This is a genomic window from Gluconobacter sp. Dm-62 (assembly GCF_018256155.1).
GTDB lineage: Bacteria > Pseudomonadota > Alphaproteobacteria > Acetobacterales > Acetobacteraceae > Gluconobacter.
In genome coordinates this window covers 222,212-235,964 of record NZ_JAERLY010000003.1, presented here as the reverse complement: position 1 = coordinate 235,964, position 13,753 = coordinate 222,212, and the positions used below count along the sequence as shown (strand labels likewise).

Sequence of the window (13,753 nt, the reverse complement as noted above, 5' to 3'; positions counted from 1 at the left end):
GCCCCGCAGGTCTTCTGCGGGGCGTTGTGCATTTCAGAGGCAGCGTTCCAGGTGTTCCCGGGCAAAGAAGAGTGCCGCATCATTTTTGGCATCTACCTGGAGTGGAGGAACATTTTCCGTGTCAGGCACCGTAGCAGGAGCTTCGGAAACATCATGAGACGGCGTTGGCTCGGGAGTCTCCGTTACAACGAGCGATCCCAGCCGTTCGAAGTCATGCGTCTGTAATGGCCCAGGCTCCGTACCAGGCTTCTGCTGGACCAGCCAGCCTCTGGTCAGATCTCTCAGCTTTCCCCATTCCCTATGCCCGTCGGCAGAAACCGTCTCGGAAATCCCTTCCTGTATGGCCACAGCAATATTGTGGATATCAGAGTCTGTGAGGAGGCCTGGATGGGTAGAGGCATCCTTCTTGCAGATCCACTGCCCCAGCAGTGTTTTAAGTTCTGACATTATTTCACTACCCATCCCTGTGTTCCTTGCTGGTCTTGTGGAAAGTCCCATTCAAGTGAGGGCCAACCCGTTTCAGGAGCGATACGTTTCGATAATCCGGCTGACCAGATTGTCATAGCGCTCCAGATAATCGTTCAGACAGAGCTCGGCCTCAGCGTAACGTCTGGCATCCTGCCCCAGACGGCGCGCCATTTTACGATCCCCCAGAAGCGTCAGGGTGGTTTCGGCAATTTTTTCAGGGTCCAGAAACGGCACCAGCAGACCGGTCACATCATGCGTAATGAATTCCCTGACCGGGGCCGTATCGCTTCCGACAATCGGACATCCCGTTGCCATCGCTTCGCGCAGGGACCAGGACGCCACGAAGGGGTAGGTCAGGTACAGATGGGCATCTGACCGGCGCAGAAGAGCCCGAAAATCATCGTATTCGATCTTGCCAACGAAATGCACCCGATCGAGATCGAGCCTGTCCCCGACTTCGCGCAGCATAACCTCTCGCCAGCTCCCTCCGTCTGGAGGCAGTGTTCCGTAGCTGACCTTGTCTCCGCCAACAATAATGACATGCGCATCCTTGCGTTTGGAAAGGATGCGGGGAAGCGCCCGCATGAGGACGTGAAATCCGCGATATGGCTCGAGATCGCGGGCAACATAGGTAATGAGCGGCTGCTTGGGTGTAATCCTGACGTCCTTGATGACGAGATTACGCCGCCGGGCCTGCGGCTCCGGACAGCAGAACTCAAGATTGACACCTTCCCTCAGCAGGGAAATTTTCTCCTGCGCCCAGACCGGATATGTTCCGAGCTGGAATTGCGTAGGGCTCTGGCCATATCCATTTGTCAGGCAGAGCGCCTGCAGATTGATCGCGTTCTTGACCCTGACGGCAGCGGCAAGTTCCGGAGATGGCGGGAATTCAGGGTCGAAACCAACGTCATTCTGTTCGGCATGATAAAAGAACTCGAAATATCCGAGGATCGGGCACTCCGGAAACACATCGCCCAGATTAAGCAGTTCGCCCCATCCGTGATGACCGACAATGATGTCAGGCTCATACCCAAGGCCCTTGAGCGTCCGAGCCGCTGTTGCGACTGCTTCAGCGCGGAGAAGGCCGTATTCGAATTCTCTCAGATTACGGTGGGTGTCCATCGAAGGCAGACGCGGTACGCGATAGATGGCACGCCGGACACCGGGAATATGATTGTTGTTCGCTTCGGAGATGAAGACAATTTCATGACCCTGCTCCTGAAGATGGCGAACAAAATGCAGAAACTGTCCTGGAAAATTCTGGTGAACGAATAGGTAGCGCAACATCATCTCCGGAGCGGCTGGAAGCCTCCGCGGTTTCCTGTTCGCGCACGGAGAGGACAGCGGACGGCAGGTAAAATCAGAAAAAGTCTGGAGAAGGAAAACTCCTTCTCCAGTTACTTATTCAGGAGGCTGGGGTGGATTTGCGCTTTCTGGGAGAAAGCGGCTTGGCAGGCGTTTCAGACGACTTTGCCGCACGGGGCTTTGCCGCGGGCTTCGACGCAGGCTTGGAAACCGGGGTTTCCTCTCCCTCGGGGACAACTTCCAGCAGGAAAGCTTCCAGCGGAGCCAGGCTTTCTGCTTCAAGGGCCTCGGAGCCGTCCACAGGGCCAAGGCGCGTCCCATCCGTGAATGTTGCCGTCAGCCGCACCTTGTGTGTCTTCGCAGACTCGCCTTTCAGCCGGACGCGAAGTCCCAGGATAGGGAGTGCCATGCCACGGGAGCCGCAATACTGCCCGCCTTCAGCCCAGGGAGAGAGCCAGCCCTTGCCGAGAACAGCCTGATACTCGATGTCCGAAGCAGGAACGCCCGTTTGGGGGGCGATGCTGAAGCCTTCAATCCAGCTCTGGCTTCCCGGAACGCCCATCCAGTGTCCGACCCCTGTGGTGACGTCGCCACGACGCTGGATATGAGCAGAGATATCTTTCGAAATCTTTTCTGCAGCAGTCTCCACTGCAGCTTCAGCCGCCTCGACCGCTGCGGCTGAAGCCGGAGCAGGTGCCGGCGCGGCCGCTGGAACGGGGGACTGGGCGGGCGCTGTGGTCACAGGGCCTGCAAGCTGGGCAACCTGAAGACGCGGCGCGGCGTGGGGGCTGTCAGGTTCCTGATACGTCGTCACCAGAACAGCGGCTGGTCCCCGCATGATCCGAACCAGCGCAGCTCCGTTGGAGCCGCCAATCCAGCCATCTTCCTCGAACGTGCTGACCGTCACGATCCCCGGCGGCGTCCCAGGCGCACAGGAAATCCTGACGCCCGGCAGTCCGGTCGGGCCAGCGGGAGCCTGACCAGCAGCATGGAAAATACAGAAAATCCCTGCATCCAGCACCATCATATGTGCACCAGCCTTGAGGTCGATGACCCGGTTCTGTCGCGGTGCTTCGGCGGCGTTAGACATTCCCTACTCCCAATTGCGTCTGTTCTTGCTGGCAATAATACTGGCATGTTTCATGAACTGTCACGAGTGGTCATCACAGTTATGAGCGGCATCCCGACGATGTGTTAAAACAGGCTTCTGTTTTCGCATAATAGTGGCCTCTTTCAATGGAAAAGGTAAACCGCTATTCACCCGGGTGCACCCCATCGCCGCAGCAGAAGCGTCGCAAGCTGATAAGGCGGGGCCCCAAGGGGCACTGCCAGCCCTGTCATGCTTCTTCTCACCCGCTCTCCCTGCGCGCCCAGATCAAAACAGACAGCCTCCAGACCGCTGCGCCAGATCTGCCCCAGGGCATAACACCATGTTTCAGGCGCAATGGACGGAATCAGCCCGACATCCGGCTGCTGCTGCCGGATCAGGGTCAGAACTTCTTCTTCCCGGTATTCTCCCGTGACCCGGACTCCCAGTGAGATCAGGGCGTCATCGTCATGTGTGTGCCCCACCAGTGACAGTTCGATCGGAAGGCGATGGGTCTGGATTTCAGCCGCCAGAGCCAGCAGGACATCATAGCCCTTCCACTGGCTGATCCCTCCCACAACGCAGACCCGCAATGGCTGCCCATATGCTGCATGCCGGCCGGGGCGAATGGCTTCGCAAAGCGCAGCATCGTTCTCTAGGGCGACCGCATCGATTGTCAGGCCAGGAAAATGCCTCCGGATCCGCCGTACCGTGTCGTCCGAAGGCGCCATGAGGCGGCGTGCACCTGACAGCTCCCGATCAGAGCGCACCAGAAGTTCGGAGACCGAAAGGTCTTCACCAAGATAACTTCCCCAGCGTGTAATACAAAGTTCACACCCCGCCGGGTCAGGTTCGCCGCAGTAACGCCCCTCCCCGTCACAGAGCGAGATTCGCGGGCAGAACCAGACATGGTCATGAATAAAGACGTCATACGGAACACCAAGTGCCTCATGTAGCGTCCGGATGCAGGGCGCATGACCGATCAGATGATGCCATTCCACCGCATCCACCCGAAGACCTTTGAGCAGATCGAGCAGAAAGGGCAGCTCGTCAGGAAGGCGGAATGTGAGATTGGGAAAACGCTTGCTGTTCAGGGCGTATTCTAGCTGGCATCCACGCTCATGCGGACGAAGTGCAAGTGCAAAAACCCCGTCAGCTTCGAGCGCCTCCGAGCGTTCGCGCACCACACGCCCGACGCCGCCGCCAGCATCATGCTGGACCATCAGAATGGCCGGCCTGCCTGCAGCCAGCCGGGTCAGGGCTGCGGCATCCAGCCTGCGCCGGGTCGCATGCAACGGATCAGCATCAATGAAGCGCCTTACAAGCAGATCGTAACCCGGATGCATGGCATTGAGAATTTCCAGATTCCGCACACCAAGGGACTTCCGCGCTGTTCCGAAAGACGCAGATCCCACATGGGCCACAAAAAGCTCCGATGCTGCCAGATGCCGGAAGCCTCTTGCCGAAGCCCTGAGACAGAAATCGTTTTCCTCTCCATAGCCCTGTGCAAACAGGTCTTCCCGGAACAGGCCGATCTCTGTCAGGCAATCTGCGGAGATCGCCATGCAGAAGCCATGGGCAGTTGGCAGATCGATCTCGTCACGAATACCCGTCTCCGCAGTCTCCCGGCACAGACGGTCCAGTGCCCGCATTTCTGCGAGTGACGGAACCGGATTGGGCGTTTGCGTAGACGGATAGGACAGGATGGTCGCGTCATTTGAAAGCGGCGTTACCGTGCCGACATCCGAAAAAGCGAGTCTGGCCCGCAACCGTTCAACCCACCCCGCAGGGACAAGCGTGTCACTGTTGAGCAGCAGGATATCCAAGCCTTCTGCCGCGCGCATGCCGGCATTGGCGGAAACCGGAAAACCCCGGTTCTGCTCATGGCGGATCAGGGTAATACGACCCGCTTCCACCAGTTGATCGAGCGCCTGAGCCAGAAGCGGTTCAGGGGTCGCATCATCCACGACAATTACCGGAATATCCGTCGGACATGTCGCCAGTACCGTCCTGAGGCAGGCCATTGTCCGGATGCGGTCGGCATAGACCGGGATAACAACCGCGCAGCCGGGGCTTATGCGTGAATGATGCGGACGTCTGTCTCCGGCTTTGACCCTCACGGGACGCAATCGTGCCGGTAGCGCCCGAACGCGTCCTGAAAACAGCCTTCCAACCATGGGATCGACCGGAGCTCCGGTCAGAAGACGCCCGTTTTCGTCCCACAGAGCAACAGGGCCTGTGTCGCCTTCCGGACAGCGCGTGGCAGGCACGTGAAATGTCCGGTTTCGCGCCAGCGGCACGTCACTATCCACGTCCTCGGCAAAGGCCTCAACGCGAAAAGAGGAGCCGTCCCACAGGGTGAGCAGAGGTGTGTGTTCTGGTTCGGCCGGGGTCCAGATCCAGCCTTTCAACCCATCGGTGGTTGCTTCAACAAAGGATTCACATCGGGTGAGAGCGGCAAGATCCATTGGACTGCCCAGAACATGCCGTCTCCCAACACGGACCTCCAGCTTGCGAGCCGCGCGCCAGCCTTTCGGAAGCCCATAGACACCGTCATGCGTCGTGCTGCGCGCGATTTCCTGCCCGTCCAGAAACAGCCGGGGCAGACCGGAGGATGCCCCGACAAAAACAGTGCCTGCATTGGACGCGGTCATCCACCCGGGCAGCCCGGCAGCGGCTGCAATCTGCTCAGCCAGACGATATGTTTCCGGTGTTGCGTGAAAGCGCGCAAGGGCAGCCTGCATCCGGCTTGTAGCCTCTTCCATGCGCTGGAGCCGCACCAGGCAGATCACTTCAAGAAATGCGGCTTCCCGGAGGCCGAAATCCCGCCGCAGGGTTTCCATACGGAGCAGACAGTCCGTAATCCGTCCGACAGAAAGACAGGCCAATCCGACTGACCATTTCAGGTTGGGATTATGCCGGGACATCCGTTCCGCGCGCTCAAGCCAGAAGAGGCCCAAACTGGCGTTGCCGTTTTGAAGAGCAGCCTGCCCTCTGGAAAACGCTTCCTGGGCCCTGCGGCTCATGGCATCTCGCCAGCGGGCGCGGTCTTCATCGCTCACAGCCCGGCCAAAGCCCGCAAACGCCGCGCTGGATTTTACGGGCCTGGAAGAACGGTCAGAGGACACAGAGGTCAATCATCGTCATCCGGCTGTGCTTCATTCAGAAGAGACAGTTCCGCGTCAGCATCCTTGATATTCTGTGCTTTCGCCCGTTCCAGCCAGATACGTCCCTCTACCGGATCCGTGACACCTCCCAGTCCACGAATGAGGTAGCGCCCCAGCATCATCTGGGCGAGGCCGTTTCCGCGTTGGGCAGCCTTGCGGAACCACAACTGTGCCTGCGGACGGTTTTCAGGCACGTCATGTCCCCCGCCATACATCGCAGCCAGCGAGAACATGGCATCGACATTTCCACTCTCGGCAGCGTTCCGATAGAACGTCAGGGCTTTTTCATGATCCCGGCGACCATTGATTCGTCCATCAACAAGCAGACCAGCCACAGCCACCTGAGCATCGGCCATGCCTGCGTCTGCCGCCTTTTCCATCCAGTACAGGGCCTGAGTGGGGTCAGGCTGCACACCCCGTCCCTCAAGCAGCATTTTGCCATAGTGATACTGGGCGTTGACGACGCCATCAGCGGCCTTTTGCATCCAGCGGGCCGCTTCACGCCCGTTCTGCGCGCCCGTCACGCCTTCGGCAAAACATACGCCAAGATTATAGGCTCCAACCAGATCACCCTTTTCCGCCGCTTTTTCAAAACGCGCGTGCAGAGCCTGCTTTTCATCTGGAGTAGCCGAGGCACCCGCAAGAATCAGGTTGCCAAAATCGGCGTCTGCATGAGCATCGCCCGCTTCCGATGCTACCTTGAACCAGTGTGCTGCGACATCCGGATCCTGATGGACACCGTTCCCGGTCAGATAAAGCAGACCCAGAGCACGGGCCGCCCCGGCATGTTTCTGCTCTGCCGCAAGCCGGTACCATTTGGCCGCCTCCATAAGATTTGGCGGCAGATCTCCACCATTGGCACACAGATCCCCGATCAGTGCCGCCGATTGGGTATCGCCATTCGTCGCAGCCCGCTTCAGCCAGGTTTCCGCACGCCCATAATGGCGGGGCGTGCCGATTCCTTCCAGCAGCATCACGCCATACCGGGCCTGTGCCGTTACAACATTCCGCTCTGCAGCTTCACGGAAATAACCAGCCGCTTTTCCAAGATCTCGAGGAACACCCGACCCGGATTCATACATACGCCCCAGAATGTCGAACGCAGTACCCAGACCACCTTTCGTCGCTTCCGTCAGATGTCTGGCCGCAGACGCGAGTTCTTCGCCTGTGTTAGCATTCTGAAGGATAGAGAGCGCCACCCCGAGATGACCCTGTGAACACCCTGCTGCGGCAGACCGGTCATACCAGGACCGGGCCTGTAGCGGATCACGCAGGTCTTCGGGGCCGCTCGTCAGGATATATCCCAGAAGGGCCTGCCCATCCGGAGATCCACCTTCGGCCGCAATCCTCGCCCAATGAATTCCCAGATGGAAATCCGGATGTCTTGGGCCTGCTGCGGGAGTATGTGAAAGATCCAGTGCTTTGCCGGAAGCCCTTATCTCGAAGCCTTCTGGCAGACCTATCGTATAAAGTGTCGCCAGGACAAAGGCCGCTTCGATATGCCCTGCTTCGGCGGCAAGAAAAATCCATCTGGCGCCATCTTCCAGACTGGGCGGAACGCCAAGTCCGTCCAGATAGGCCCGGCCAACCCGAAAAGCCGCCTCTGTATCCCCTGCTGCTGCAAGGCGGCTGAGAAGCGCAAACCCCTGAACAGCCTTGCCTGTTTCCGTAAGCTGGATCGCATATTCCAGCTTTCCACGCGAAGAAAAAAGAGCGGCAAGACGATGTTTAACCGACATGAGCAGGTTGGGTCCTCAATGACTGTCACATGAAAACGCCCGGACTTTGCCGGGCGTTCCTTTGAGCGTTCCAAGGACGCTCCGTATTTCTGTTATGGCTCCCTCATGCCATCGGTGAGCGCAGGGGTCAGCTTGTTAAACAGGTACTGCAGGACAGTCCGTTTTCCGACATCAACATCGGCAGTCACAGACATACCCGGCATTGGATGGAAGAAAGAGGGCTGACCGTGGAGCGTGTAACGATCGATCCGCAGACGGACACGATAGATGCCAGTTGAAGCCGTGTCCTCAGAAGTCGCACCGCCGCTTCCTCCTCCATTTGCGCCCCCACCCTGCGAAGAAGGCGTGAAGGCGTCCGCACTGATGACGCGAACTGTCGCTTCAGCACCCCCATACTGATCGTAAGGGAAGGTAGCGAATTTCAGGAGCGCATGGTCTCCCACCTGAACGAAGCCAACGTCCTGCGAACGCATGACGGCCTCCATTTCAAGTCCAAAACCCGTAGGAACAAGCGTGATGAACTGCCCGGCAGACTGAAGAACAGATCCGACAGATCCTTGTGCAATGGTCAGGACGACACCGTCTTCAGGCGCCCGCAGCAGAACAAGGTCCTGACGAAGCTGCGCCTTTTCAAAAGAACTGCGATATTCCGCGACATGATGCCCGGCTTCGGTCAGTTCCGAATAGATCTTGGCTTGCCAGTTCCCAACATACCCATCACGCTCGGCCTTCATGGCAGCCAGCTTCTTCTCGGCAGAGTTTGCACTCTGCTGAGAAGAGATTTCTGCCCGCTCGGCTTCCATCAGTTCGGTCTGGGCACCAAGGGTCGAAAGACGCGAACCAACCTGATCGGCCTGCTCACGCTGCCGCATCTGCAGGACTTCGGAAGCAACACGCATCTTGCTGCCATACATGGCTGCGTTTGCCCGGTAGCCCTGGATGTCGCTTTCAAGACCAGCGATCTGCTGGGCGTAATTCTCGACATGAGCCTGATATTCAGTCTTGCGGCGCAGGAAAGCCGCTCCCTGTTCCACTGATGCCGGATCATTCAGATTGACATGATAATCCTGCCCCGCGGCCTCGGCTTTCAGACGATCATATTCCGCCTGGTAGGCATCCCGCTGCACACGCATATTCGTGATGTCAGCTTCCGTGATTGTCGGGTCGAGATGCGCGAGGACATCACCCTTTTTCACGAAGTCGCCAACCCGGACGTCAATTGAGCGGATGATGGCTGTCTCAAGCGGCTGCACGACGATGGTTGGCTGCGTGGAAATCAGCCGGCCCGGCGTCGAAACAACGCGATTGATCGGGAAAAGCGCCATTGCAGCCACGCAGGCCAGAAACAGGCCACCGATCAGCCAGGTGATGTACCGGGCAGATGGAGTTGCCGGAAGATTGACAAGCCCCGCCGTGGGCGAGTGGAACTCAAGCAGGGCCAATGGCATGTCATTGGGTGCGAAAGGATCCGTAGCAGTCCGCGGAACATGCTGGGTGAAATCTTCATCGGACTGAGGTGGCGAATTGTCGTCCTGAGGAATCATGTCGGAAGAGCTCATGATTACTCTCCTTCCGTCAGTTGCCCGGCGTCGCGGGGAACATCTTTATCTGTCATGTGCCGGTTCTGCTGCAACCACAGCATACGGTAGATCTCACACCGTTCCAGCAGAACTCTGTGGGGCGCAATATCGATCAGCTTGCCCTGGTCCATGACCGCGATCTGGTGACAGTTTACCAGAGACGACAGACGATGGGAAACAATCACCATCGTCCGGCCCTTGCCAATACGCTGCAGATTGGCGTTCACCAGAGCTTCGGACTCCGGATCGAGAGCCGATGTCGCCTCATCCAGAATCATCAGCTTTGGATCACTGATAACCGCACGCGCGATCGCGAGGCGCTGACGCTGCCCACCCGAGATGTTGGTTGAGCCCTCTTCAATCCAGGTATCGTAACCTGCTGGCATACGCTCGATGAATTCTTCTGCACCGGCCAGGCGCGCAGCCCGGATTGCATCGTCAATCGTCAGGCCAGGACGGCCAGCTGTAATGTTGTCGCGAATAGTCCCACGAAACAGGAAGTTGTCCTGAAGCACCACACCGAAAGAACGGCGCAGATGGGTAAGATTGATTTCACGCAGATCCACACCGTCCAGACGCAGATAGCCCGTATAATTACGGCTCACACCCTGAAGAAGACGCGTTACTGTCGATTTACCCGACCCGGACCGGCCGACAAGACCCAGCATTGTTCCCGCCGGAATCTCAAACGTAACGTCATTCAGAGCCTTGGTCGTCGAGCCGGGATAACAGAAATCGACATTGACGAAAGACAGCGCACCCTTGACCACAGGACGCATTCCAGTGGTCAGAGCCTTGGTTTCCGTGGGCTGGTTCAGAACCCTGCCCGCTTCACTCAGAGAGACACTGACTTCGTTGAAGGCTTCCATCAGCTTGGCAAGGTTGACAAGCGGACCGGCGACACGTCCACCGAGCATCATGAAACCCATAAGAGCACCCGGCTGCATGGAACTGCTGTTCGTCAGGATCAGGTAAGCACCTACCAGGATAATGCCGCGATTGATGAAGATTTCAAACGGCATGACCAGCGTCTGGGGCCAGTTGACCATCCGTCCGGCCGCGAGCTTCCACCGCACCACTTCTGCCGTCCGCTCGTCCCAGATCTCCCGGCGCGTCGCTTCCAGAGCAAGCGTCTTGACCGTTCTGATCCCGGCAACCGTTTCATAAAGAACGGAGCCACGCTTCATCTCCGCAACAACCTGCTGGCCGATGACACGGGTGACCGGGGGCAGAAAGAGTACCACGATAAGACCGATGCAACCCGCTCCGGCCAGCGTCATCCATGCAAGGGTTGAGCTCAGTATGAACAGTACCGGGAGCACCACAACGAGCGTGAAGAGATCCAGCATGGTGCTCATCAGCTGGCCGGTCAGAAAGTCCCGGACCTTGAAGACGGCCATGAAACGCCCCAGGACTTCGCCTGTCTGTTCACGCTCATAGAATTCCAGCGGCAGAGCGAGAAGCCTATTGAAGGCGTGGAGCGAAATCCGGGCATCCAGACGGGTGGACAGGATCAGTGAAAGCTCACGACGGGCATAGGTCAGCAGGATCTCGTAAAAAGAGAGAATGACGACAAAGCCACTCAATGAGATCAGCGTTGCCATTGAATGGTAGTTCACCACCCGGTCGATGACCTGCATGACGATCAGCGCAGGGAAAATCTGCAATACACTCAGGATCAGCGACGCAAAGGCGATATCCCGCAGCACCTTTTTTTCGCGAAGCACCATTTTCGCGAACCAGAGCAGATCGAACTTCGCGTCTGCCTCGGATTCGTCGCGACGACGTTTGACCAGCAGAACATCTCCGGTCCAGACCTGCATGAGGCGCAGCTCGTCCACCGGAACGGGAGCGTCCCCTTCGCCGCCCATGGGATCACGAAGCCATACCACGCCTTTTTCGGCATCGGCACGCACCATCAGACCGGCCGACCCGTCCTTGAACATCAGGACAACAGGCGGCGCATTGCGGATCTTGACGAGGTAACGCCACCGAAGGCGCATGCCCTTGGCCACCCCCCCCTGCTCGTTCAGCCATCTTGCGAGGGTTGCGGGAGACGGCGAATCCTCACCTGGCTCTGCCGCAAAATCGCGGATATCCAGCTCAAGGCCATGATAGCGGGCTGCGGCCAGGACAGCATAAAGTCGAATGACAGTCGGACTGACTCTTCCGTCCGGGCCTGACAAGCTCTGGGTATGCTCCACGAAATGTCCTCTATGCTGTTGTCGCGCGCAGGCGGCACCAAAGGTAGGAACGCCAGTTTATTTTCTCATGAATAGAGAAGACTCTCTTTTCCGTCACCACCTCTGCAGGCGAGAACTGAAAAATACCTGACGCCAGCATAGTTCCGAGTGATCAAAAACTCATTAACGGCTTCAAGCATAGACACCTTCATCACAGGGCCGTTTTCTTGAAAATACGGGATATGAACAGAAAAATCATATCCCGTATCGGGTTATTCCTGAGCAGGATTTTTTGTCTCTGCTGCTTCCATCATGCCGTTTGCTGCTTTTGGAGAGGGTTGGCTTTCCTTTCGCAAACCCCCGAAAACCACTACTTTGTTGTATAGCCACCATTAACCAGAATGGTCTGTCCGGTCGTCCACCAGCCATCTGACACCAGGCAACGCACAACGGGTACGATGTCCTCGATATCGGTAAGACCCGTACGGCTAAACGCTGAAAGAGCAGCGGCGGTCTTGTGATAGGCCACGGCTTCCGGCGCTTCCTGACCATAGAAGAACGGCGTGTCCATCGGACCTGGGCCGATTGCATTGACGGAAATACCGCGCGCACCGAATTCCCTGGAGGCCGCACGCGTTACATGCTCCACGGCAGCCTTTGAACCCGCATAGGTTGAATAGAAGGGCGTATAAGCGCCCAGCAGGGATGTGACGATGGTCAGGATCTTGCCGTTGTCATTCAGATGCCGGCCAGCTTCCTTGATGAAAAAATAGGCAGCCTTCGCGTTGACCGCGAACATCCCGTCATATTCTTCCTCGGAGGTTTCGAGGATTGGCTTCTTGAGAACCTTTCCCACCGTATTGATGGCGATGTCCGGCTTCCCAAAGACTGCCACGACCTCTTCGAAGAGTCTGGTATTGGCAGCGGCACTCGTCAGGTCTCCCTGAAAGGCCTGTGCTTTGACGCCCTGCATTTTCAGAGCGGAGACCGTCGCATCCGCATCGGCCTGTGTTGCGGCGCTGTTGTAGTGGATGGCGATGGCCACCGCGCCCTGTGATGCGAGATCGCGGGCGATCAGGCCACCGAGATTCTTGGCGCCCCCTGTGATGAGAACGGTTTTTCCCTTGATGCTGTGATCGGCCATGAGGGTGACCTCCTTGCGCTGATGGATGACGACCACAACTATGATTTGTCAAAAAATCTGCAAAAAGAGCGAAGTTCTGATATTATCTGTCAGGAAATCCGAACAAACCGGATCTGCTGATTTCGGAGGCCTGATGGACCGCATAGACCTGTTCCGCGTTTTCGTACGGGTCGCGGAAAGCGGCAGCTTCACGCACGCCGCTGATACGCTTCAGATGCCGCGCTCCACTGTCTCGACCGCCGTGCAGGAGCTGGAAAACCGGCTGGGCACCCAGCTCCTGACCCGCACGACACGTTCCGTGCGGCTTACGGAGGACGGGAGGCTATTCCATCAGAATGCGCTGCGCCTTCTGGCCGATTTTGAAGACGCCGAAAACCAGTTCCGTCTTCGGCGGGAAGAAACGCAAGGCCATGTGAAGGTTAATCTGCCAGGAAGAATCGGTCGATTAATCGTAGCGCCAGCCCTGCCGGAATTTCTGACACGACATCCGGGGCTGGATATCGAGCTTGGTATGACTGATCGCAGCATCAATCTGGCTGAAGAAGGCACAGACTGTGTGCTGCGCGTCGGTCCGCTACGCGATTCCAGCCTGATCGGGCGCAGACTGGGGGTACTTCCGGTTCTCAATGTGGCCAGTCCGGCCTATCTGGAGCGGCATGGTATGCCCCGGACGCTGGAGGACCTCGCGGCCCATCAGGCTGTTCTCTATGCGTCTCCTTCCACGGGAAGGATCGAGGAATGGGAATGGAACGTGGATGGACGAGAGGAAAACCTGCCACTTTCGGGACGGGTTACGGTCAATAGCGCGGAAGGCGCGGTCGCATGCTGCCTTGCGGGGCTGGGACTGGCACAGCTTCCCGCTTATGACGTATTGCCCCATATCCGCACTGGCGAGCTTGTGAACGTTCTGCCGCAATGGCGTCCGGCTTCGCTTCCCATGACGCTGCTCTATCCCCACCGCAAGCATCTTTCCCGGCGGCTGGAAGTCTTTACGGACTGGCTGACGGATCTGCTGAACGAACACTGCTTTCCCAATGATGCCCTTCCCTTTTGAAAGCCAATGGCCCATCTGAAGGGAGA

At 57.8% G+C, this 13,753-nt stretch carries 9 protein-coding genes; 1 reads left to right on the top strand and 8 read right to left on the bottom strand.

The window, feature by feature from the left end; all coding sequences use genetic code 11:
* Positions 1-33 precede the first annotated feature (33 nt).
* From JK202_RS05790 to JK202_RS05755, 8 genes are all read right to left on the bottom strand, one after another.
* Positions 34-447, bottom strand: coding sequence for a hypothetical protein (locus tag JK202_RS05790; RefSeq protein WP_211559079.1), 414 nt, complete (start codon positions 445-447; stop codon positions 34-36).
* Positions 448-519: 72 nt separating this feature from the next.
* Complete coding sequence (locus tag JK202_RS05785; protein ID WP_211559208.1) at positions 520-1,752, bottom strand: glycosyltransferase family 4 protein; 1,233 nt, start codon at positions 1,750-1,752, stop codon at positions 520-522.
* 121 nt (positions 1,753-1,873) lie between these two features.
* Entirely contained in the window at positions 1,874-2,863 is a 990-nt protein-coding gene (locus tag JK202_RS05780) for a hypothetical protein (RefSeq protein ID WP_211559077.1), read from the bottom strand.
* A 167-nt stretch (positions 2,864-3,030) separates the two neighbouring features.
* Positions 3,031-5,886 carry a glycosyltransferase gene (locus tag JK202_RS05775; RefSeq protein ID WP_211559075.1) on the bottom strand — a complete coding sequence of 952 codons (2,856 nt, stop codon included), beginning with the start codon at positions 5,884-5,886 and terminating at the stop codon, positions 3,031-3,033.
* A gap of 107 nt (positions 5,887-5,993) precedes the next feature.
* Entirely contained in the window at positions 5,994-7,766 is a 1,773-nt protein-coding gene (locus JK202_RS05770; RefSeq protein ID WP_211559073.1) for a tetratricopeptide repeat protein, read from the bottom strand.
* 92 nt (positions 7,767-7,858) lie between these two features.
* Entirely contained in the window at positions 7,859-9,325 is a 1,467-nt protein-coding gene (locus JK202_RS05765; protein ID WP_211559072.1) for an HlyD family type I secretion periplasmic adaptor subunit, read from the bottom strand.
* 2 nt (positions 9,326-9,327) lie between these two features.
* On the bottom strand, positions 9,328-11,478 hold the full coding sequence (locus JK202_RS05760; protein WP_211559206.1) for a peptidase domain-containing ABC transporter: 2,151 nt from the start codon (positions 11,476-11,478) through the stop codon (positions 9,328-9,330).
* Positions 11,479-11,899: 421 nt separating this feature from the next.
* Positions 11,900-12,673: an SDR family oxidoreductase gene (locus JK202_RS05755; RefSeq protein ID WP_211559070.1), complete on the bottom strand. Its 774-nt coding sequence runs from the start codon at positions 12,671-12,673 to the stop codon at positions 11,900-11,902.
* Positions 12,674-12,806: 133 nt separating this feature from the next.
* On the opposite strand from JK202_RS05755, the gene JK202_RS05750 reads away from it, so the two are divergent.
* Entirely contained in the window at positions 12,807-13,727 is a 921-nt protein-coding gene (locus tag JK202_RS05750) for a LysR family transcriptional regulator (protein ID WP_211559068.1), read from the top strand.
* The last annotated feature ends 26 nt before the right edge of the window (positions 13,728-13,753 follow it).

Coding starts and splice junctions, on each gene's coding strand:
- JK202_RS05770 (WP_211559073.1), bottom strand. CDS start 7,766: ATGTCGGTTAAACATCGTCTTGCCGCTCTTTTTTCTTCGCGTGGAAAG.
- JK202_RS05755 (WP_211559070.1), bottom strand. CDS start 12,673: ATGGCCGATCACAGCATCAAGGGAAAAACCGTTCTCATCACAGGGGGC.
- JK202_RS05775 (WP_211559075.1), bottom strand. CDS start 5,886: ATGAGCCGCAGGGCCCAGGAAGCGTTTTCCAGAGGGCAGGCTGCTCTT.
- JK202_RS05750 (WP_211559068.1), top strand. CDS start 12,807: ATGGACCGCATAGACCTGTTCCGCGTTTTCGTACGGGTCGCGGAAAGC.
- JK202_RS05765 (WP_211559072.1), bottom strand. CDS start 9,325: ATGAGCTCTTCCGACATGATTCCTCAGGACGACAATTCGCCACCTCAG.
- JK202_RS05790 (WP_211559079.1), bottom strand. CDS start 447: ATGTCAGAACTTAAAACACTGCTGGGGCAGTGGATCTGCAAGAAGGAT.
- JK202_RS05780 (WP_211559077.1), bottom strand. CDS start 2,863: ATGTCTAACGCCGCCGAAGCACCGCGACAGAACCGGGTCATCGACCTC.